This window comes from Streptomyces sp. NPDC034085 (assembly GCF_055575555.1).
On record NZ_JBVISL010000004.1, the window covers coordinates 462,608 to 482,697 of the forward strand.

The window sequence follows — 20,090 nt, forward strand, 5'->3', positions numbered from 1 at the left end:
CGCCCCGGGGTAGCTCAGCGCCGGCGGCCGGCCGCGCGCTTCACCTTCAGCTCCTCGAAGCGGGGTGCGTCGCCCGCGCGGACCCGAGCCCACGCCCGGCGGTAGAGCTCCGCGGCCGGCTCGGCGGGTACCAGCACGCCCAGCGGCGGATGCCCGCCGGCCGCCAGGGCGTACAGCGGCAGCTTCCACGTCTCCACCGGCAGGACCGGCGAGCCGGGCTCCGTCCAGCCGCCGGGCAGGAACAGCGAGCGCCCGGCGCGGGTACGGCTCGCCTGGACCACCAGGTCCGTGGCGGCCAGCTCGGCGCGGGCGGACTTCGTCCGGGCCGGCTTCCAGCCCGTCCAGCGGGCCGTGTTGCGGTCGGTGGGGTCGGGCATCGCCAGCAGCGCCAGGTACAGTGCGGCGGCGTCCGCGCCCAGCCCGTACGCCCCGGACACCTCCGCCACCAGCTCCGGGACGCTGCGGGACGGGTCCTGCGGCCACCAGGTGCCGTCCTTGTCGGCGGCGCCCGCGACCGGCGCCCCCGGATCGGCGAGCAGCGCGGCGAAGCCCGGGTCGTGGGCGAGGCGCAGTGCCGTCTCGGCGGCGGAGGGCTGCTGGCCGGCGTCGCGCAGCAGCGGCAGGTACGGGTCGGATCCGGTCGAGTCCAGCAGCGCGGGGCGCAGCGCCGGCCGGGGCTGCCCGTCGTGCGTGGCCAGCACCACCGCGCCGTACCGTTCGTACCCCTCGCCGGTCTCGGTGGGAGTGCCCGCCGCCTTGCGGAAGTCGGCGAGGTGGACGTAGTGCCCGACCCCCAGCAGGAGTTCCGGCGCGGCGAGGCGCTGGCGCAGCGCGGTGAGCGCGGGCGGCAGGCAGGCCCGCAGGGGGTGCCCGGCGGGCAGCCGGTGGGCGAGCCAGGCCGTCAGGGCGGTGGCCCCCGTCAGCACGTTCGTGTCGAAGGGCCGGGTGACCGGAGTGCGGGGTTCCACGTGGTCCCCCTCGACCTTCCACGCGACATCGCACGACAGCACCGGGGACGCCGCCGCGTCCAGCAGCGCGGGCAGCGCCTGGTGCGGCGCCCAGCCGCCGCGCACCTCCTTGTTGGCGTCGGCGAGCAGCCACTCGGGCACGGGGGTACGGCGACCCACGCGCTCGTTCCACACCCGCGCGGCGGCGGCCGCGTCCGGGCCGTCCGTCCACAGCAGCGCCGGGTCGGCGGGCAGCAGCGCCGCGACCAGGGCGCGCCGGACGTCCGGGGCCAGCTCCTTCAGGTCGTCGCGGGCGTTCGCGGCGTCCGCAGCCTTGACGCCGAGGGTCGCGCGCAGCGCGTCGGGCAGGAACGCGCGCTCGTACGAGTCCAGGTGCGGCAGGCCCGCGAGGACCAGCCGGGCCATGGCGGCCGAGACCCCGGTGAGGCGGCCGAACTCCTCGGCGGCCTCCGGGAACCAGGGCGCCGGGCCGCGGGCGGCGGCCTCCTTCAGGAAGGCGGACAGCCAGCCGGCCGGGCGCTCCCGGTCGCCGACGAGGCCTGCCGTACCTGCCGCGGTGTAGGGGGCGGGCACGGTGAAGGCGCCGGCCGGGTCGTGCAGCAGGGCGTCGAACTCGCGGCCCCGGGGGAACTCCAGGGTCTGCTCGTTCAGGCCGAGAACCGCGCCGCCGCCGAGCGGCATGACCGCGCGGTGCCGTCCGCCCCGGCCGCGCTCGCGGCCGTCGGCCCCGAGCAGGTGGGCGGTGTCGATCCGGACGCGGACCCGCCGCCAGCGCGCGGCGGACCCTTCGGCCGAGGCCAGGCCGAGGGCGTCCACCTCGCCGAGCAGCCGGCACAGCGCGGCCCGCTGCTCGTCGGCCGCACCGGTGACCACCGCGCGGTAGGCGACGGCCGCCGGGGCGTCCAGGAAGAGGTCGGCCCAGGGCAAGGACGAGTGCGCCACCTTGGGCAGGTCGACGTGCAGCCGCCCGGGAACCGCCTGCGCGGCGGTGTCCGCGGCGACGGCGCCCAGGGACCGCAGGAAGCGGTACGTCCCGTCGGCGTCGCCGCCGTAGTAGCGGTGGCCGGGGGTGCCCGTGAGCCCGTCCACGCCGCTGTGGAGCAGCGAGTCGGCCGGGCCCCGGTCCTTGGCGGGCTCGCGCACGGACACCGGCGCCGGCTCCAGCGCGGCCGCCACCTTGGCGAGGGCCTTGCGCTGGGCCAGTGCGGACCGGAGGGCGTCGGCCACGCCGCCGATCAGCGCGGGCGCGCTCACGGCGGGCAGGGCCGCGCTCACCAGCGCGGGCAGCTCCGCGGGCTTGTCCGCCTCGGCGGCGGCCGCCAGCAGCGCCCCGGCTTGCGTCGCGTCCACCGCGCGCAGCGCCGCCGAGCCCTCGGGGTCGCGCGGCCGCAGGCAGTACCAGTAGGGGAGCTGCGGGAGTTCGGCGTGGCCGGTCCAGTAGAGGCCGCCGTGGTAGTCGGCGGAGACCCGGCAGGTGACGGCCCCCTCGGGGTCGACGAGGGACAGGGTCCGCCAGTCCTGGGAGACGGCCCGCGGCCGGTCGTCACCGGGGAGGGTGACGGCGGCGCGCGGGATGGAGCCGCCCTCGGGCACGGTGACGCAGCGCCCCGCGGTGTCGGAGCCGTGCCAGCCCTGCCCCGGGACGCGCACCGCCCGCCAGCCGAGCACCCCGTCCACAGGCGCGCCCAGCACCGAGCCCTCGACGGCGGGCGCCGGCCGCAGCCAGTCCTGGCCGATCCGGTCGGGCAGGAAGCTGCCGTGCGGCCGGTCGCGCAGGGCGTCGGCGAGGAAGCCCGGCAGGGAGCGCCGCCCGACGGCCCCGGAGGCGGGGTCGTACTCCGCCCAGCCCGCGTCCTCCCACCGGTTGCCGTCCTGGTCCCACACCCAGTAGGAGGTCCCGTCGGAGATCACCGCCCGCTCGGCCGGCAGCCGGCTGTCGCCCGCGTGCAGGACCGCGGCGCCGCCGGTGGTCCGTCCGCCGCCGGGCAGCGGCAGGGTCACGTGCTCGGAGCGCACCGACCAGTAGGTGGAGGGGGAGTCGAGGGTGAGGACGTCGCCGGGGGCGCTCAGCCAGTAGCCCTGGACCGGGCCGTCGTGGGAGGCCCAGAAGACGAGCAGGTCGCCGTCGGTGTAGTGGAAGCCGTGGCTGTACCGGTCGCCCTGCGGGATCCGCAGGTCGTGGGCTAGCACCGCGGAGTCGGGGCCGATGACCCGCACCTGCGTGGAGTTGGCCACGATGACGTACGGCCAGGCGTCCATCACGGTCAGCCGTGCGCGGCCCCGGCCGGGCGCCAGCTCGGTGACGGCCTCCTCCCAGGCCGGCCAGACCAGCTCCTCGAACAGACCGCCGCGCAGGGTCCGGGCCAGGATCCCGCCCAGGTCGACGGAGGCGGCCCGGGACACCTCCTCGGGGGCGAGGGCCAGGGCCGAGGACGGCAGCCAGGTCAGCCGCCGCAGCGCCTCGGGCAGTTCGGGCAGGGCCGCCGCGGTGGACGCGGCGGCCACCTCGCGGACCCACTCGGCCACCAGCGCGCTGCTGCCGGGAGCCTCGGCGAGGTGCCGCACGACCCCGCGCCCGTCGGACATGTGGGTGTTGAAGCGGTGCAGGGTGCGCAGGAAGACCGGCCGCATCCGCTCGTCGGCGCACAGCGCCCGCAGGTCGCGCCGCTCCGGCGAACGGGACCATTCCTCCAGGCCCAGCGTGCCGTCCGGACCGGGGTCGGCGACGGGCAGGCCCAGCGAGAGCAGCAGGTCGAGCAGGTTCACGTCCTGGAGGGCCAGGCGCAGGCCCGCCTCCCGTTCGGGCAGGGCGAGTTCGGCGCGCAGCCGGGCGGCGCAGCGGGTGACGAGGGGGAGCAGCGCGGGCAGCGGCGGCGGGGTGCCCCAGCCGGCGTGGCGGGCGGCGTGGAAGCGCTCCAGCCAGCCGGCGGCGCCGTCGGGGCAGCGCTCCTCGGCGGGCAGTCCGTCCTCGAAGAGCCCGGCGGTGGCGCCGGACTCCTCCAGCACCTCCAGCCACAGGGCGGCCAGTTCCCCGGCGCCGCCCCCGCCGGAGGGCATGATGCCGAGCAGGGTTCCGCGTATCGCGGGCACGCGCTTGGCGAGGGCGACGAGCGCCGTGCGGTGCGCCTTCCACCAGCCGGTCGCGGCCCGCAGGGTGGCGGGCAGCGGCAGCAGCTCGGCGAGGTACTCCTGCTCGGGCCCGTTTCCGGTCAGCCCGGCCGCCCGGGCCAGTCGGCGCAGTTCCGCAGCGGCCTGCGCGGACGGCGCGAGCCCGCCCGCGGTGCGGCGTACGCACAGGCGGCGGAAGCGCTCGAAGGCCTCGGCGGGGGAGACGCGCTGGGCGAGTTCCCTGCCGTAGCCGGTCAGCACCTTCACCGGCAGGGCGCCGGCCAGGGCGAACTCCAGGAAGACGGCGTCCAGCCGGTCCTCGTCGACGGCCAGGCCGTAGCGGGCCTCGCTGGTGCGGGCCCGGCCGAACAGCTGCGCCGCGTACGTGGTGTTGTCGACGGCGAGGAAGACGCGCGCGGCCTGCTCGTAGAAGACGGGCAGGAAGTGCGGGACGGCGGCGGCGAGCCGGTCGGCCAGCTCGTGGCAGGCGTCGAGGGCGGCCTTCGGCTTGGTCTTGGCCTGCCGGGCCAGCCGGTCCAGTTCGGGGACGACGGCGAGGGCGTGGTGGCCGTCCTGCGGGTGGTGCACCAGCACCCACTCCGGGAAGCCGAGCGCCTGGCGCCGGCCGAGGCCGACGACCTGCGGCTCGCCGTCCGGTACGAGGCCCAGGAAGCCGGCGGCGAGGTCCTCGGCGGGGCCCAGCTCGGCCGCGGCGAGGCGGACCACGACCCGCTCGTCCCCCAGGGCCGGGTGGCGGTAGGCCCGCGCGGTGAGGGGGACGGCCGCGGTGCCCGCCCCGGTGGTGCCGGCGGGCAGGACCGCGCCCGCCGCCAGCAGTCGGGCGCTGTCGTCGGTCGCGCCGGCATCGGTGCTCATGGTGTCGGTGGTGCTCACGCCTCGTCCCCGCCCTCTTCGATCTTCCGCCCGGCGTACAGCGCCGCGGCCATCCGCATGCCCTCGGACCAGGCCACCGGCCCGACCTCGCCGAGCCGTACCGCCCGGCCCTCCCCGTCGTGCCAGTTCAGCGATCCGGTGGCCGACTCGTCCTCCCAGTAGGGCTCGCCGATCCACACGGCCGCCTCCACCGCCCGGCCCGAGTCCCGCACCCGGCAGGTGGCGTAGCCGCCGGTGACCCGGTAACCGAGGGAGGTCGCGCGGGCCGCCAGACTGAACCGGCTGGGGAACACGCCGCCCGCGTAGTCCCGCACCTCGGTGGCGGCCGGTTCCAGGTCCGCGGGCTTGTGCCAGGTCGCCCGGTGGATCTGCTCGACCCGCTGGGTGATGTCCAGCTCGGCGGCGAACTCCCGTACGTCGTCCAGGTCGGGCAGCAGCACCGGGTGCGGCAGGGTCACCGTGCGCGGCGAGAGCCGGACGGTCTCGCCGTCGAGGGTCACGACCTTCAACTCGCCCGTGGTGGTGGCGTCGCGGAGGAAGCCCACCTCGTCGGGGTCGCTGTCGGGGACGACCGCCAGGTCGCGCAGCGCGGCCTGCCAGGCCTCGTCGGGCCAGACCCGGGCGAGGAGTTCGGTCGGCACCGGCAGCGAGGACACCATCCAGGTGTCGACCTGGGCGACGCAGGCCGCCTCGTGCCGGCCGAGCCACTCGGCGAGCCGGCGCAGCCGGTCCACCTCCGGATGGTCGCGCAGCGCCTTCGGCAGCGCCTTCAACTGCCGCCCCGCGGGCCGCCGTACGGCGACCCGCCCCTCCACGAGGGAGATCTCGTACCCCTCGTCCAACGCCAGCCAGCCCATCGGTGCGCGCCCCTCCACCTGTCCGAAAACGGTCTTGCGCAGCCCGGATCGAGGCGCGAGCGCCTGCTGAGCTGCGGTATGCGGGGAGACTAGCGAGCCCCACTGACAACGCCGCCGGGAGGGTTGCGGCCGGGCCGCCGGGTGCCGTCGGCGGCCGGACACGCCGCTGCCCCCGGTCCGGGGGACCGGGGGCAGCGGGCGGGCGGGCCGGGGGTGGTGTCAGACCGCGTCGGCGGTGTCCGCGACCTTGGCCGGGGCGGGGGCCGGGGTGGCCGTCCGCACCACGCGCGGGCCGTGGCCGGAGCGCAGGCCGAGCCAGCTGATCAGCGCGACCAGGGCGAAGGCGGCGGCCCCGATCCAGAAGGTGAGGGTGAATCCGGACTCGGCGGGCAGCGGCGGGACGCCCTTGGGCAGGTGCTCGACCGTCTGCGAGGCGAGGATCGTGGTGACGATGGCGCTGCCGATCGCGCTGCCCGTGGAGCGGGAGATGGAGTTGATGCCGTTGGCGATGCCGCTCTGGTGGTGCGGGACGCTGGACATGATCACCGCGGGCATGGCGGCGTAGCCGAAGCTGACGGCCGCGCCGACGACCAGACCCGCGCCGATCACCGAGAGGGTGTGGCCGTGGTCCAGTGCCAGCCAGCCGAAGCCGGCGGCGCCGAGGGCGGCGGCAACGGAGAGCGCGAGGCGCGGGCCGCGGTGGCGCACCAGCTGACCGCCGACGGGGGAGGCCAGCAGCGAGACGATCGCGCCGGGCAGCAGGAACTGGACGGAGGCGCGCAGGATGGACGCGTCGAAGCCGTAGCCGGTGAGCTTCTCGGGCATCTGGACGAGGTAGGAGACGCCCAGGAAGTTCGCGAACATGCCGAAGCCGACGAGGATGCCGGCCAGGTTGGCCATGAGCACCGGGCGGTGGACGAACATCTTCATGTCGACGAGCGGTTCGGCGACCTTGCGCTCGACGAGCACCCAGACGGCGGTCATCACGGCCGCGCCGGCGAAGGCGCCGAGGGTGCGGGCGGAGGACCAGCCCCACTCGTGGCCCTGGGAGATGGGCAGCAGGAGCAGCAGCAGGGCGATGCCGAGGGTCAGCGCGCCGAGGAAGTCGGTGCGTCCGCCGGTCTTGTGGCGGGTCGCGGGGACCAGGAACACCACGGCCAGCAGGGCCAGGGCGGCGAAGCCGGTCGCCATCCAGAAGGCGTTGCGGTAGTCGGCGCCCTCACCCGAGGTCAGCAGACCGGTGGCGACCAGCGCCAGGCCGCTGCCGAAGGCGAGCGTGCCGCTGACCAGCGCCATCGCGCCCGGCAGCTTCTGCGGCCGGACCTCCTCGCGCAGCACCGACAGGGCCAGCGGGAAGATCGCGGTGGCCGCGCCCTGGAGCACGCGGCCCAGGAGCAGCAGCGGCAGGGAGGTGGCGAGGGCGGCCACGACGGAGCCCGCCACCATCACGCCGAGGACGGCCACCAGGGTGGGCTTCTTGCCGTGCTGGTCGCCGAAGCGGCCGAGCAGCGGGGTGAAGACGGCGGCCGACAGGAGGGTGGCGGTGGTCACCCAGCTCACGTTGGCGGTGGAGGTGCCGAGGTCGTTGCGGATCAGGCCCAGGATCGGGACGGGCAGGGTCTGCATCATCGACACGACCATGGCCGCCAGGCTCAGGGCGAAGACGATGACCGTCTCGTTCCTGGTCCCGGCTTCGGCGGGGGCGGGTGCGGCGGAGCTCATGACGGGGAGGACCTTCTTAAAGTGCTTCAGGAAGCAGATGTTTTATGTCATCAAGTACTTTGAAGAAGGTAGCCAGCAATAGTTAAGGTGGTCAAGTAAAAGGTTGACCATGTCAACGATTCCGGTGGAGCCCGGGTGGTGCCTAGGGGGCGTCCTGCGGGGTGGCGGCGTCCACGGCCTCCACGGCCGCGTCCAGGGCGGCCGTGAGGCGGCCCAGCCGCTGCTGGAGCTCGCGGATCTCGGCCAGCTCGAACCCGGTGGCCCTCGCGATCCGGCGCGGCACCTCGACCGCGCGCTCGCGCAGGGCCGCGCCCTCGTCGGTGAGCACCGCCTGGACGGACCGCTCGTCCTCGGCACTGCGCTCGCGCCGGATCAGGCCGGCCGCCTCCAGGCGCTTGAGGAGCGGCGAGAGGGTTCCCGAGTCCAGTCGCAGGTGCTGTCCGAGCTGCTTGACCGGCAGCGTCCCGTGCTCCCAGAGCACCAGCATCACGAGGTACTGGGGGTAGGTCAGGCCCAGGTCCTTCAGGACGACCCGGTAGAGCCCCCCGAAGGCGCGGTTCGCCGCGCCCAGCGCGAAGCAGATCTGCCCGTCGAGGCGGAGGAAGTCCTGGTCGCGGAGGGGTGCGCGGAAGGCGTCGGCAGGCTGCTCGGTCATGGGTCCAGTGTATCGGAGCCACCTTGCGGGCGATTGAGTTGTGCACAATTTAATTGTGTGCTCTAGTGGTGGTCGAGGGTCGGCCACCGGCCGCCCCGCCCCTCTGAAAGGACCTCCCGATGGACGCGCTGTACACCGCCGTCGCCACCGCCAACGGCCGCGAGGGCCGCGCCGTCAGCTCCGACGGCCAGATCGACCTCCCGCTCGCCATGCCGCCGGCGCTGGGCGGCAACGGCCAGGGCACCAACCCCGAGCAGCTGTTCGCGGCGGGCTACGCCGCCTGCTTCGCCAGCGCCCTCGGCCTGGTCGGCCGGCAGGCGAAGGTCGACACCGGTGACGTGTCCGTCACCGCGGAGGCCTCCATCGGCCAGGACGCCGGCGGCTTCGGCCTCGCCGTCACCCTGCGCGTCGAGCTCCCCGCGCACCTGGAGGGGGAGACCGGCACCCTGCTGGTCAAGCAGGCCCACGAGGTCTGCCCCTACTCCAAGGCCACCCGCGGGAACATCCCCGTCGAGCTCGTCATCGAGTAGGGCCCGCCCGCCTCAGGCGGTGCGCCGCGCGGCCACCACCGCGCAGGCCACCGCCAGCGGCAGCTCCGCGGCGAGCGCCAGCAGCACCGCCGTGCCCTGCCCGGCCGTACCCGCCGAGGTGACGACGTCGAGCCAGGCGTCGGCCGCCAGCAGCGCGGCCGTCGCGGCCGCCACCGGCGAGGCCCGGGGGTCCTGCCTGCGCAGCAGCAGCCCCGTCCCGGTCAGCCCGGCCGCCAGCAGGGCGTCGAAGCCGATCCAGGCGGTGGACCAGTGGGGCACCTCGGCCGTCTGCGGCAGCGTCCCCGCCAGCACCACCATCCAGGGCAGCAGCGCCACCCCGGCCCCGGTGAGCACCGTCGCGAGGCGCGGGGCGCGACCGCGCGCCGCTGCGGGCCGGCTGCGTACCTGGAACTGCGGGGCGGCGAGGGCCATGGCTGCGGGTCTCCTTCCGGTCCGGCGGTCGCTCCGCCGGGCACGCCACCACTCTGTCGGCCCGCGGGGGAAAGATCAGTAGCTCCACCGTCCCGCCCGGGGGTGGTGCCCGCTCCACCCCCGCCGGGGTGCCAGGGTGGTGGTACGACCTTGATCCATACGATTACCGTACGGACATGGCAGCTGGCGGCGCCCTGAGGCGTATGTACACCTGGACCGCGTCGCACACCCCCTGGTCGGCGTGGGCCTGGCGCAACACGGCCTTCACCACGGCCGCGATCCCGCCCGCCCTGCCCCTCGTCACCGGCATCGCGCTCCTGGTGGCGCTCCCCGGCCACACCCCCCTGCCGCTCCTCCTGGTCCTCGCGCTCCGCCCGCTGCTGACGCTGCTCCAGCGCAGCCGCTTCCGGTCGCTGCTGGACCTCGAAGTGCCGCCGGTCGTACGCGAACACCGCTGGGCGAGCGCACGCGGCCTCGCCGAGCGGATGCGCTCCGAGTCGACCTGGCGCCAGTACGGCTACCACCTCCTGGTCAGCCCGCTCGCCGCAGCCGGAGCCGCCGTCCTCGTCCTCGCCTGGGCCGGGGGCGCCGCCTCGGCCTCCGTCTACGCCTGGTACTGGCTGCTCCCCACCGACGGCGGACCGCCCGCCCCCGACTGGACCGAGCAGTACGACCTGATCACCGCCGGCGGGGTGCTCGCCCTGCTCGCCGCGCCCTGGCTGGCGGCGGCCCTGGCCCGGCTCGACGCCACCGCGGCGGCCGCCCTCCTCGGCCCCAGCCGCGCCCGCGAACTCGAGCGGCGCGTCGAGGACCTCGCCGAGAGCCGGGCCGGCGTGCTCGACGCCGCCGACCTGGAGCGCCGCCGCATCGAACGGGACCTGCACGACGGCGCCCAGCAGCGCCTGGTCTCCCTCGCCATGAACCTCGGCATCGCCCGCGCCACCCTCACCGGCCTGCCCCCCGAGGCCAGGGCCGTCATCGACGAGGCCCACCGCGAGGCGAAGGAGGCCATCGAGGAACTCGGCAACCTCGTACGGGGCCTGCACCCGGCCGTACTGGAGGACCGCGGCCTGGACGCCGCGCTCTCCGGCATCGCCGCCCGCGCCCCGCTGCCCGTCGAACTCGCCGTGGACCTCGCCGAACGCCCCGGCCCCACCGTCGAGGCCGTCGCCTACTTCGTCGTCTCCGAAGCACTCGCCAACGTGGCCAAACACGCCCGCGCCCAGCGCTGTTCGGTCCGGGTGACCCGCGTGGCGGGCGGCGCCGGCGACCTGCTGCGCGTCGTCGTCACCGACGACGGCGTCGGCGGCGCCGACCCCGCCGCCGGCACCGGACTGACCGGCCTGCGCAAGCGCGTAGGGTCGGTCGACGGAACGATCTCCCTCAACAGCCCCCTCGGGGGCCCTACCGTCGTCACCGTGGAGCTGCCGTGCGGGCTGTGATCGCCGAGGACTCCGTCCTGCTGCGCATAGGTCTTGTCAAAGTCCTCGAAATGGCCGGATTCGAGGTGGCCGCCGAAACCGGCGACGCCGAAGGGCTGCTGGCCGCCGTGGAGGAACACCGGCCGCACCTCGCCCTCGTGGACGTCCGGATGCCGCCCGGCTTCACCGACGAGGGCGTCCGGGCCGCCCTGATGATCCGCAGCCAGAGCCCCGGAACGGCCGTGCTGCTGCTGTCCCAGTACGTGGAGGAGCGCTACGCCGCCGACCTGCTGGCCTCGCAGAACGGCGCGGGCATCGGCTACCTGCTCAAGCAGCGCGTCGCCGACGTCGAGGAGTTCATCGACGCACTGCGCCGCGTCGCGGCCGGCGGCACCGCCCTCGACCCGCAGGTCGTCGCCCAGCTGCTGCTCCGCCGGGGCGGCCCCGACCCGCTGGAGCGGCTCACCCCGCGCGAGCGCGACGTCCTCGCCCTGATGGCCGAAGGCCGCTCCAACGCCGCGATCGCGGCCGGACTCGTCGTGAGCGAGAGCGCGGTGGCCAAACACATCAACAACATCTTCGCCAAGCTCGACCTGCCCCCGGCCGCCGAGGGCCACCGCCGCGTCCTCGCCGTCCTGCGCTTCCTGGACGGCACACCGTGACCCGCCCCGCCGCCGGCGGCCGCCGGCAGCGCCTCGCCTGGTACACCGCCGCCGCCCTCAGCTCGGTCCTCGTGCTGGTGGCGGCCGCCTGGCAGGTGGGTACGGACTCCGGGCTCCGCAGCCGTACGGTCGACGGCGGCAGCGGCGGCCGGGCGGTGGCCGCCGTGGAGGTCGTGGCGGGCGCGTCGGAGGTGAGCATCACCCCGCGCGGGGACCGGCAGGTCGGCTACCGGGCCGACTTCGCCTGGCTGTTCGAGGAGCCCGCCGTCGAGGAGAGCTGGCTCGGCGACACCCTGAAGCTGACCCCGCACTGTCCGCGTGACGCCCTCACCCTCAGCGCCGGGCCCGGCTGCTCGGTGCGGCTCGCGGTGACCGTGCCCGCCGGCATCCCGGTGCGGGTCTCCGGCGGCTCGGGCCGGATCAGCGTCAGCGGCCTGGCCGGGACCGTCGACGCCGAGACGGGGTCGGGCACGCTGGCCCTGGCCGATCTGCGCGGCCCCCTGCGGGCGAGGGTCGGATCCGGCACCCTGCGGGCCACCGGCCTCACCGTCCCCCAGGCCGACATCCGCGCCGGGTCCGGCCGGGCCGACGCCCGGTTCGCGGCCCCGCCGGAACACGTCACCGCGCGCGCCGGGGCCGGCCGGCTGGACCTGGCCCTGCCCCCGGGCACCCGGTACCGCGTCACCCAGCGGGCGGGCCCGGGGCATTGCGAGGTGGAGGACGCCCTCGACGACCCCTCCGCGGCCCGCACGCTGGACATCGCCGCCGACTCCGGCCGGGCGGGCGCGGCCTACCGGCCCGCCGGGGCCTGAGCCGGTCGCCGGGGCCCGGCTACGCGGACCTCCGCCGGAGGACCCCCCGGACGTAGGCCGCCTGGCCCGCGTGCTGGAGGTCGTCCGTGAGGACGCTGACGAGCCGCACCCCCAGACTGACCGGCGGGTCCCAGCGTTCGTCGACGATCCGCTCCAGGTCGGCGGCGGCCAGGCCGCGCACGTAGCGCAGGCTCTGTTCGTGCACCGCGTCGTAGTAGCCCAGCAGCAGCTCCGGCGCGTCCACGCGGACCTTGCCGGCCTGCGCGGCGGTGTGCCCGTAGCCGATTCCGTCGGCGGGCAGCGGCAGGCCGAAGCGGTCGGCCCAGCCCCCGGCCCGCCACACCTGTTCCAGCCCCGCGGCGTCCGCGACGTGGTCGTCCTGGACCCGGGTCAGGTGCCAGACCAGCCAGGCGATCGAGTTCGCCGCCGGGTCGAGCCGGGCGTTGAGCTCCTCGGCCGTGAGGTCCGAGACCGTCTCGTGGACCACCTCCCGGATGCGTCCGAAGCCGTCCGCCAGTACGTCCGTGGCCTTCATGAGCAGTCCCCAGCCGTGTCTCTCGTCGTCTACGCCGTCGCGCCCTTCGCGGGACCACCATGCTCGCCCGCCGCCCGGTGCGGCGGGCGACACTCCGTCAGCGTCGGGAGCGGCGCAGGAACACCCCCGCGAGCGCGCCGGCCAGGGCGATCCCCGCCACTCCGGCGGTGGTCCACCAGCCGCCCGCGCCACCGGAGTCGCCGGACGGCGCGGGCGCGGCGGCAGGCGCGGACGGGGCGGAAGGCGCGGAAGGGGCAGCGGCGGGTGAGGTGGCGGGCGCGGGCGCCGAGGCGGTGGCCGGAGCCGACGGGGCCGAAGGGGCCGGGTCCACCACCGGTACGGAGATCTCCTGCCGGGCGTGCCCGAGCGAGGGGAAGCCCGCGTCGACGGTCACCGTCCACGCGCCGGGCGGCAGCGCCTCGGCGGTGATCCACCCCGCCGGCTTGCCGGGGTCGCGCACCAGCCGCCAGGGGCCCGCCGTACGGGCCCCGTCGGCGGTGACGGCGTTGACGGTGGCGGCCACGGCCTCCTCGACGGCGTCCCCGTCGTTCTCCCAGGTGACGTCGGCGGTGACCCGGCCGTCGCGCTGGCCGGTGACGACCACCTTGAGCGTGTCGCCGTGGGCGCGGGCGGGGACGGCCAGGCCGACGGCCTGGGCGAGGCACAGCAGGGGCAGGGCGAGTACGGCGAGGGCCAGGGCGGCGAGGCGGGGAAGGGGTCGGCGCATCGGCACGGTGCTCCAGTGAGGGGAGTCGGGGAGGGGAAGCGGTCGCGGGCGGCGGCGGTCGCGGGAGAGCGGAGGGCGGGCGGCCGTAGGGGAGTACGGCCGCCCGCCGGTTCGGTGCGGTCAGCCGGCCTTGCGGGCCGTCCAGACCTGCGCGGGACGGCCGTCCGCGCGCTGGAGGTCGAGCAGCCAGGTCCCGTAGTAGGGCCGGTTGCTGACCGTGAGGGCGAAGCCGCCGCTCGCGTCGGTGATGGTCACCGCGCCGTCGCGGGCGTTCACCCGCCACTGCTGGGCGGCGGAGTTCCCGCAGGGCTGCTGTGCGATCCACATGTTCGCGGCGGGAGCGCCGCCGGGCTGGAGGCACTTGCCGGACGCCGCGGACTTGATCCGCACCGTCCCGTTGCCCGCGTCGTCGAAGTACCACTGCTGCTGCGCGTAGCCGTTGGTCCGGTTCGCGACGAGGACGGTGCCGTCGGCGGTGCGCCCGCCCCACAGCTCGGCGGCCATGCCGCTGCTGCCGTTGCCGAGCACGTAGCGGGTGCCCGGGGTGGTGGCGCCGTCGCCCGTGCCGGTCGTACGGAACGAGGCGGCCTTGCCGGGACCGCTGTCACGGCCGGAGCCGTCGCGGACCGACACGGCGGCCGTGTACGCGGTGCCGGGCTTGAGGTTGTACACGCGCAGGGAGGTGGACTGGACCCAGGTCAGGTGCTTGCCGTTCAGCAGGACCTGGTACCAGGCGGCGCCCTCGGCCTTGGGCCAGCTCAGCACCACCGAGTCCGACTGGATCTGGCCGGCCGTCACCGCGGGGGCCCCGGTGGGCTTCGTGGTGGGCGACGGGGTCGGCTTGGCCGTCGGGGACGGGTTCGGGTTCGGGGTGGTGCCGCCGCCACCGCCCTCGCCGCGCATCAGGAACTGGTTGTCGGCGATGTTCCAGTGGGTGGCCAGGTAGCTGCCGGCCTTCGGACTGGTGTGGAAGTAGTCGTCGTGGTTGCAGTCCAGGATGTTCTCGGCGGCCTTGTTGGTGCAGATGGTGCGCATCTGCGGGTAGTACGGGGTGTCCGAGTAGCACATGACGTCCCACTCGTCGGTGCAGTGCGCGCCCCGGCTGGTGTTGGGCGCGCTGTTGTTGACCGCGCCCAGGTTGTGGCCGAGTTCGTGCGCGGCGGTGTGGCCGCCCCAGCAGCCCGAGTCCGTACGCCCGTAGGAGGGGCCGAAGTTGCTCAGGTTGTTCTGGCCGGGCCGCTCGTCGCCGTTGAAGGTGCCGATGCCGCAGTAGACCTGGGTGTCCGCGAAGATCATGTACTTGCGGTCGCGGCGGTCGAGGCCCTTGCCGGCGAGTGCGTTGTTGGTGGCGCTGAACTCCGACAGCGCGGAGTCGGGCAGCTCGATGTTGAGCACCGAGGGGGTGCAGTCGGCGGCCGTCACGTAGCGGATGTGCCGGACGCCGCCGGTCTCCTTGGCGCTGGCCGCGTAGATCAGGTCGGCGTCGGCCGCCCACTTGCGGAACGAGGCCACGTACTCGGCGTACCGGTCGCGGCCGGGGCCGTGCACGTACACGACCTGGACGCGGTTGCCGGTGCTGCCGTCGCCGTCGCACTGGACGGTCTGCCCGGCCGGCCCGGCGGCGACCGCCTGGCTGCCGGACGCCGGCGGGGCCGGGGCCTTCGCGCTCGCGGCGCTGCGGGCGTCGGCGGCGGGCGCGTCCTGAGGACGCCCGCCGCCTTCCGTGGCGGCCGGGTCGGCGTCGGCGGGGGAGGCGGGATCGGCCGCGGGGGCCTTGGTGCGGACCACGGGCTCCACGTCCCGCTTGATGTCGACGCCCCCGGGGGGAGCGTCGGGGCCGTGCGTGCACAGGCCCGCCTTCGTGCGGTAGACGCCGACGCAGCGGTCGCCCTGGGGCGCCGTCTCGAGGCCGTCGTACACCATGCCGCGCGAGCCTTCGTTGGCGGGCGCCTTGGCGAGGGGGGCCGGTTCCGCGTCCCGGGCCGGTGCGGCGGCCGGTTCGGCGGGGGCGGAGGGTGCCGCGGCCAGTGCGGGCGTGGTCGCCTCGGCGTCGCCGCCGAGGCCTGAGTAGGCGATGCCTGCCGCGAGGACCGCCGCCGAAGCCATGGCGGCGGTCAGGAGTATCAGCTTCCGGGGTTTGCGCCGGTGGCCGGGCTTGCGGCGCCGGCCGGTGGATCGTGCTGTCATGCGCACCTCAAGTCCTGGTCAGGAGAGTGGGTGCGCGGAAGCTTGCCAGATGAGCGGCTCGGAGAATTCGGACAAACGGGAGCCCGGCCCGAGAAATCTATCCGTTACCTTGTTGCGTGATTTGATGAACCGTCAACTTGGTTTGTAAAAGGGGGAGTTACGCGCGTCGCGCAGGAAAGGTCCAGGCCTTTTCCGCTATCTCGTTATCAAATCGAGATATGAGGCGGAACCTTGTTGACGGGAATTCAGTCAGGTATTCATTCAAAAACTACCTGCCGAATTCTCCCCGTCACGAGCCGTGAAGCGGGAGGCGTGCGCAGCCCCCGCCCGTGGGTGCCCAGGCCGCCCGGAAGGCGCCGCGCCGGCATGGGCACCCCTACGGACTACCGGACGGCGTCCCGCTCCCAGACGTAGAACCGCTGGGCCATCGCGTCCTTCGGGCCCCGCCAGGTCTGCGGGTCGTGCGGGCTGACGAAGGCCGAGAGCCGCTCGCTCAGGTCCACGAACTCCGGGTGCCCGGTGACCTTGGCGATGGCCGGAGCCGGATCCGTGTCGGACTCGATCAGGTGCATGTACACCTCCCCGAACTGGAAGAGGCTGCGGCGCCTGACCCCGACCAGGCGGGGCAGTTCACCCGCGTCCGAGGCGGCGAACAGGCCGGCGATGTCGGGCGCCGAACCGGGTGCCATACGGGCCACGATGAGGGCTTGGTGCATCGGGGGGTGCCTTTCGACTCGGGAGGGGGCGGTGCCTCAGCGGCGGCCGGCGACGGCCTTGCGGCCGCTCCGCTCCCGCTGCTCGATCTTGTCCCGGATGAGTTCCATCTGGATCCGGGAGTTGAGGTTGATGCGGTCCGTCATGCCCGCGTCGTCGATCGGCGCGTCCGGCTTCATGGCGAAGTCCTGCACCCACCGCATGCGGGTGCCTCCGGGCACCTCGCCGTACTCCCAGTGGATGTCCATGTGCGCGAACGGGCCGGTCTCCACCCGGCGCGCCCTCACCGTCAGGCCCTCCCGGTCCACCGTCCGCTCCGAGACCCAGCTCCACACCACCCCGTTCTCGTCCGGGTGCATGGCGAGGCGGAACCGGGTGGTGTTCCCGGCCTTCTCCAGGATCTCGACCGACGCGTACTCGCTGAACAGCTTCGGCCAGTTGGGCAGGTCGTTCGTCACGTCCCACACGACGTCGACGGGGGCTTTGACCACGATCTCGTTGTCGGTGTGTCCAGGCATGTCAGGCTCCGGTCATGAGGCTGTTGTTGACGAGGTCGACGAACTCGCGGGGGCTCTTGCAGCGGTCGGCGTCCGCGGGCAGCGCGCGGCCCCGCCGGTTCTCCAGCTCACCGACGATGCCGAGCAGGCCCAGCGAGTCCAGGCCGTAGTCGTCGAAGCGGGAGTCCGGGCGGCTCGCCAGCTCCGCCGGGTCGACGGTGATGCCGGCGGACTTCATGAGCGTCGCCAGCTCTTCCAGGGTCAGTCGGTCGGACATGGTGCCTTCTCTCTTTCCAGCTTCCCGGGACCGGGCCCCTTGCCCGCACCCGGCCCTGACGAACGGGATACCGGTCCCTACACCGCGGATCCGGGCCCCTTGCGGAGGACGAGTGCCGCGTTCGACCCCATCCGGCCCCGGCTCAGGACGAGCGCGGTCCGCAGGGGGGCGACACGGGCGCTGCCGGTGACCACGTCGAGGTCGTGGCAGACGTCGAAGACGTTCGGGGTGGGGGGCACGACCCCGTGCTCCAGGGCCAGGACCGCGGCGGCCGCGTCGAGGGTGCCGGCCGCGCAGTACGCCCGCCCGGTACCGGTCTTGGGCGCGGTGACGGGCACCTTCGCCCCGTACCCGCCCAGCGCCTCCCGGATCGCCCGCGCCTCCGCCGCGTCCGCCTCGGGCGTGCCCAGGGCGTCGGCGAAGACCACGTCCACCTCCTCCGGAGCCAGGCCGGCCTCCCGCAGCGCCCCGCGGATGGCATGGGCCAGGCCCTCCGCGGACTCCTCGGGCCGCCCGGGCCCGGTGAAGGTGGCCGCGTGCCCGGCCACCAGGGCCCGCACCGGCGCGCCGCGCCGCTCGGCCGCCGCGGCGTCCTCGACGGTGAACATCGCGCCGCCCTCCGCCGGGACGAACCCGCAGGCCTTCGCGGTGAAGGGCCGGTAGGCGCGCTCCGGGTCCTCGGCGGTGCTGAGCCCCTCGTACCCGAGCTGGCACACCACCGAGTACGGCGCGAGCGGCGCCTCCGTCGCGCCGACGAGCATCGCCCGGCTGCCCTGGCGGATCCCGCGGGCGGCGTGCGCGAAGGCGTCCAGCCCGCCCGCCTCGTCGCTCGCCACCACCCCGCAGGGGCCCTTGAACCCGCGCCGGATGGAGATCTGGCCGGTGCTCGCCGCGTAGAACCAGGCGATCGACTGGTACGGCCCGACGTAGCGGGGGCCCTGCCCCCACAGCCGCTGCAGCTCGCGCTGCCCGAACTCGCCGCCGCCCGAGCCGGCCGCCGTGACGACGCCCACCGCGTACGGATCGTCCTCGTAGTCCGCCCTGCCCAGCCGGGCGTGCTCCAGCGCCAGGTCGGCCGCCGCCAGCGCGTAGTGGCTGAAGCGGTCGGTCTGGACGAGGAACCGCTCCTCGACCAGCGCCCCGGGGTCAAAGCCCCGCACCTCACCGGCGACCCGCACCGGAAGGTGCTCGCACCCCTGGCGGGTCACCCGGTCCAGGACGCTGTCACCCGCCTGGGTCGCCTTCCAGAAGGCGGCCGCGCCGATCCCGTTGGGCGCGACGACCCCGATGCCCGTGACGGCCACCGACGTGCCGGCAGTACGGCTGTTCACGCGCGTACCTCCTTGGGCTGGGTCATGACCACCGCCGACTGGAAGCCGCCGAAGCCGCTGCCGACGGACAGCACGCTGCGCAGCGTGTGGCTGCGGGCGGTCCGCGGCACGTAGTCCAGGTCGCATTCCGGGTCGGGGGTCTCGTAGTTCGCGGTCGGCGGCACCACGTGGTGCTTCATGGCCAGCACGCAGGCCGCGAGTTCGATCGCCCCGATGGCGCCGAGGGAGTGCCCCACCATCGACTTGATGGAGGTCATCGGCGTCTTGTAGGCGTGGTCGCCGAGGACCCGCTTGACGGCCGCCGTCTCGTGGCGGTCGTTCTGCTTGGTGCCGGAGCCGTGCGCGTTGACGTAGTCGACGTCCCGCGCGTCGATCCTGGCCTGCGCCAGGGCCGTCTCGATCGCCCGCGCCATCTCCAGGCCCTCGGTCGTCAGCCCGGTCATGTGGTGGGCGTTGCCGAAGGTGGCGTAGCCGCCTATCTCGCAGTAGACGCGGGCCCCGCGGGCCCGGGCGTGCTCCAGCTCCTCCAGCACCAGGACGGCGCCGCCCTCGCCGAGGACGAAACCGTCCCGGTCGGCGTCGAAGGGCCGCGAGGCGTGCGCCGGGTCGTCGTTGTTCGCCGAGGTCGCCTTGATGGCGTCGAAGCAGGCCACGGTGATGGGGGAGACGGGGGAGTCCGACGCGCCGGCGACGCACACGTCCATCCGGCCCTCCTGGATGGAGTGCACGGCGTACCCGACGGCGTCGAGCCCCGACGTGCAGCCGGTGGAGACCGTCTGCACGGGGCCGCGCGCCCCCGCTTGCTCCGCCACCGCCGAGGCGAGGGTGGCGGGGGTGAACGCGCGGTGCAGGAAGGGGGAGGAGAGGCGGTGGTCCACGTCCCACCACGCCCCCTGCTGGCTGACCGCGACGTAGTCGTGCTCCAGCCGGGTGGTACCGCCGACCGCCGTGCCCAGGGAGACGCCCGTACGCCAGGCGCTCTCCCCGTCCAGCTCCAGCCCGGCGTCGGCCATCGCCTCCCGGGCGGCGACCAGGGCGAACTGGATGTAGCGGTCCGCCCGGGCCGCCTCGTCGCCGGTGAGGCCGTGCTCACGCGGGTCGAAGTCGACCTCGGCGGCTATCCGGGAGCGGAACCCGGACGGGTCGAACAGGGTGATGCCCCGCGTCGCCGTACGCCCGTTGGACAGCAGGTCCCAGAAGGCGGAGGTCCCGATGCCGCCGGGGGCGACGACGCCGACCCCGGTGACCGCCACCCGCCGGCGCGTCACGAGACCACCCCGGAGCGCTCCGGGGGACGCTCCGCCCAGGCCGAGGCGTCCGGGTTCGGCGCCTCCTCGGTGTCCACGTGCCCCAGCTCCGGGCGGGGGGCGAGCGGGCCGAGGTGGAAGACCATCCGGGCCTCGGTGCCGCCGGTGTTGCGGAACCGGTGGCGTACGTTCAGCGGGACCAGCAGTCCCTGGTCGGTGCGCAGCGGGTGGGTCTCGCCGTCGAGGTCCACCTCCAGCGTGCCGGCGACCACGTACACGAACTCCTCGGAGTACGGGTGGTAGTGCTCGGCGATCGACTCCCCGGGAGCCATCACCGCCAGGCCCATGAAGCCGCTGGTCGAGCCCACCGAGGTCGGGGTGAGCACGGCGCGCAGATCCCCTCCGCGCCTGCGGTTGGGCTGGGTCTCGCTGAGGTCGACGATGCGCGGCTGATGTCTGGTCATGCTGACTTCCTCCTGGCGGATCGCAGCCTGGTCGTGCGCGTGGGCTGCCG

General features: G+C 74.9%; 18 protein-coding genes. 4 read left to right on the top strand and 14 right to left on the bottom strand.

Annotated features, from left to right (window positions below; all coding sequences use genetic code 11):
* Positions 1-14: 14 nt before the first annotated feature.
* The 4 genes from ACZ501_RS16895 to ACZ501_RS16910 all read right to left on the bottom strand — a co-directional run bounded on the left by ACZ501_RS16895 (position 15) and on the right by ACZ501_RS16910 (position 8,204).
* Entirely contained in the window at positions 15-4,952 is a 4,938-nt protein-coding gene (locus ACZ501_RS16895; RefSeq protein WP_468796625.1) for a DNA-binding protein, read from the bottom strand.
* Between the two features lie 14 nt (positions 4,953-4,966).
* Positions 4,967-5,827: a DUF4132 domain-containing protein gene (locus ACZ501_RS16900; protein ID WP_361610575.1), complete on the bottom strand. Its 861-nt coding sequence runs from the start codon at positions 5,825-5,827 to the stop codon at positions 4,967-4,969.
* A gap of 219 nt (positions 5,828-6,046) precedes the next feature.
* Positions 6,047-7,549, bottom strand: a complete 1,503-nt coding sequence (locus ACZ501_RS16905) for an MFS transporter (RefSeq protein ID WP_361610304.1) — start codon at positions 7,547-7,549, stop codon at positions 6,047-6,049.
* Positions 7,550-7,691: 142 nt separating this feature from the next.
* Positions 7,692-8,204: a MarR family winged helix-turn-helix transcriptional regulator gene (locus ACZ501_RS16910; protein WP_468796195.1), complete on the bottom strand. Its 513-nt coding sequence runs from the start codon at positions 8,202-8,204 to the stop codon at positions 7,692-7,694.
* Between the two features lie 119 nt (positions 8,205-8,323).
* On the opposite strand from ACZ501_RS16910, the gene ACZ501_RS16915 reads away from it, so the two are divergent.
* The gene (locus tag ACZ501_RS16915; protein WP_007262362.1) at positions 8,324-8,734 is read left to right on the top strand and encodes an organic hydroperoxide resistance protein; all 411 of its coding nucleotides are present in this window, start codon (positions 8,324-8,326) and stop codon (positions 8,732-8,734) included.
* A 12-nt stretch (positions 8,735-8,746) separates the two neighbouring features.
* Here ACZ501_RS16915 and ACZ501_RS16920 read toward each other — a convergent pair whose 3' ends face one another.
* Positions 8,747-9,166 carry a hypothetical protein gene (locus tag ACZ501_RS16920; protein WP_361610308.1) on the bottom strand — a complete coding sequence of 140 codons (420 nt, stop codon included), beginning with the start codon at positions 9,164-9,166 and terminating at the stop codon, positions 8,747-8,749.
* Positions 9,167-9,342: 176 nt separating this feature from the next.
* Between ACZ501_RS16920 and ACZ501_RS16925 the strand changes: the two genes are divergently transcribed.
* The 3 genes from ACZ501_RS16925 to ACZ501_RS16935 are packed head-to-tail and all read left to right on the top strand — an operon-like array spanning position 9,343 to position 12,061.
* Positions 9,343-10,608 (top strand): sensor histidine kinase, encoded by a 1,266-nt coding sequence (locus ACZ501_RS16925; protein ID WP_468796197.1) that lies wholly within the window; start codon positions 9,343-9,345, stop codon positions 10,606-10,608.
* Complete coding sequence (locus tag ACZ501_RS16930; protein ID WP_361610311.1) at positions 10,596-11,249, top strand: response regulator transcription factor; 654 nt, start codon at positions 10,596-10,598, stop codon at positions 11,247-11,249. The genes ACZ501_RS16925 and ACZ501_RS16930 overlap by 13 nt, the downstream gene beginning before the upstream one ends.
* Positions 11,246-12,061, top strand: coding sequence for a DUF4097 family beta strand repeat-containing protein (locus ACZ501_RS16935; RefSeq protein WP_361610313.1), 816 nt, complete (start codon positions 11,246-11,248; stop codon positions 12,059-12,061). The genes ACZ501_RS16930 and ACZ501_RS16935 overlap by 4 nt, the downstream gene beginning before the upstream one ends.
* A gap of 19 nt (positions 12,062-12,080) precedes the next feature.
* Here ACZ501_RS16935 and ACZ501_RS16940 read toward each other — a convergent pair whose 3' ends face one another.
* The 9 genes from ACZ501_RS16940 to ACZ501_RS16980 form a co-directional block, all read right to left on the bottom strand.
* On the bottom strand, positions 12,081-12,596 hold the full coding sequence (locus ACZ501_RS16940; protein WP_361610315.1) for a mycothiol transferase: 516 nt from the start codon (positions 12,594-12,596) through the stop codon (positions 12,081-12,083).
* 97 nt (positions 12,597-12,693) lie between these two features.
* Complete coding sequence (locus ACZ501_RS16945; RefSeq protein ID WP_468796199.1) at positions 12,694-13,323, bottom strand: hypothetical protein; 630 nt, start codon at positions 13,321-13,323, stop codon at positions 12,694-12,696.
* A gap of 120 nt (positions 13,324-13,443) precedes the next feature.
* Positions 13,444-15,510, bottom strand: coding sequence for an RICIN domain-containing protein (locus ACZ501_RS16950; RefSeq protein ID WP_468796201.1), 2,067 nt, complete (start codon positions 15,508-15,510; stop codon positions 13,444-13,446).
* 383 nt (positions 15,511-15,893) lie between these two features.
* Positions 15,894-16,226, bottom strand: a complete 333-nt coding sequence (locus ACZ501_RS16955) for a TcmI family type II polyketide cyclase (RefSeq protein WP_361610086.1) — start codon at positions 16,224-16,226, stop codon at positions 15,894-15,896.
* Between the two features lie 36 nt (positions 16,227-16,262).
* Positions 16,263-16,742, bottom strand: a complete 480-nt coding sequence (locus ACZ501_RS16960) for an SRPBCC family protein (RefSeq protein ID WP_361610087.1) — start codon at positions 16,740-16,742, stop codon at positions 16,263-16,265.
* 1 nt (position 16,743) lies between these two features.
* Entirely contained in the window at positions 16,744-16,998 is a 255-nt protein-coding gene (locus ACZ501_RS16965) for an acyl carrier protein (RefSeq protein ID WP_361610088.1), read from the bottom strand.
* A gap of 77 nt (positions 16,999-17,075) precedes the next feature.
* Entirely contained in the window at positions 17,076-18,329 is a 1,254-nt protein-coding gene (locus ACZ501_RS16970) for a beta-ketoacyl synthase N-terminal-like domain-containing protein (protein ID WP_468796203.1), read from the bottom strand.
* Positions 18,326-19,597, bottom strand: coding sequence for a beta-ketoacyl-[acyl-carrier-protein] synthase family protein (locus tag ACZ501_RS16975; RefSeq protein WP_362462158.1), 1,272 nt, complete (start codon positions 19,595-19,597; stop codon positions 18,326-18,328). Before ACZ501_RS16975 ends, ACZ501_RS16970 begins: the two co-directional genes overlap by 4 nt.
* Positions 19,594-20,040, bottom strand: coding sequence for a cupin domain-containing protein (locus ACZ501_RS16980; RefSeq protein ID WP_361610092.1), 447 nt, complete (start codon positions 20,038-20,040; stop codon positions 19,594-19,596). The genes ACZ501_RS16975 and ACZ501_RS16980 overlap by 4 nt, the downstream gene beginning before the upstream one ends.
* Between the last annotated feature and the right edge of the window lie 50 nt (positions 20,041-20,090).

Coding starts and splice junctions, on each gene's coding strand:
- ACZ501_RS16895 (WP_468796625.1), bottom strand. CDS start 4,952: ATGAGCACCGATGCCGGCGCGACCGACGACAGCGCCCGACTGCTGGCG.
- ACZ501_RS16900 (WP_361610575.1), bottom strand. CDS start 5,827: ATGGGCTGGCTGGCGTTGGACGAGGGGTACGAGATCTCCCTCGTGGAG.
- ACZ501_RS16905 (WP_361610304.1), bottom strand. CDS start 7,549: ATGAGCTCCGCCGCACCCGCCCCCGCCGAAGCCGGGACCAGGAACGAG.
- ACZ501_RS16910 (WP_468796195.1), bottom strand. CDS start 8,204: ATGACCGAGCAGCCTGCCGACGCCTTCCGCGCACCCCTCCGCGACCAG.
- ACZ501_RS16915 (WP_007262362.1), top strand. CDS start 8,324: ATGGACGCGCTGTACACCGCCGTCGCCACCGCCAACGGCCGCGAGGGC.
- ACZ501_RS16920 (WP_361610308.1), bottom strand. CDS start 9,166: ATGGCCCTCGCCGCCCCGCAGTTCCAGGTACGCAGCCGGCCCGCAGCG.
- ACZ501_RS16925 (WP_468796197.1), top strand. CDS start 9,343: ATGGCAGCTGGCGGCGCCCTGAGGCGTATGTACACCTGGACCGCGTCG.
- ACZ501_RS16940 (WP_361610315.1), bottom strand. CDS start 12,596: ATGAAGGCCACGGACGTACTGGCGGACGGCTTCGGACGCATCCGGGAG.
- ACZ501_RS16945 (WP_468796199.1), bottom strand. CDS start 13,323: ATGCGCCGACCCCTTCCCCGCCTCGCCGCCCTGGCCCTCGCCGTACTC.
- ACZ501_RS16950 (WP_468796201.1), bottom strand. CDS start 15,510: ATGACAGCACGATCCACCGGCCGGCGCCGCAAGCCCGGCCACCGGCGC.
- ACZ501_RS16955 (WP_361610086.1), bottom strand. CDS start 16,226: ATGCACCAAGCCCTCATCGTGGCCCGTATGGCACCCGGTTCGGCGCCC.
- ACZ501_RS16960 (WP_361610087.1), bottom strand. CDS start 16,742: ATGCCTGGACACACCGACAACGAGATCGTGGTCAAAGCCCCCGTCGAC.
- ACZ501_RS16965 (WP_361610088.1), bottom strand. CDS start 16,998: ATGTCCGACCGACTGACCCTGGAAGAGCTGGCGACGCTCATGAAGTCC.
- ACZ501_RS16980 (WP_361610092.1), bottom strand. CDS start 20,040: ATGACCAGACATCAGCCGCGCATCGTCGACCTCAGCGAGACCCAGCCC.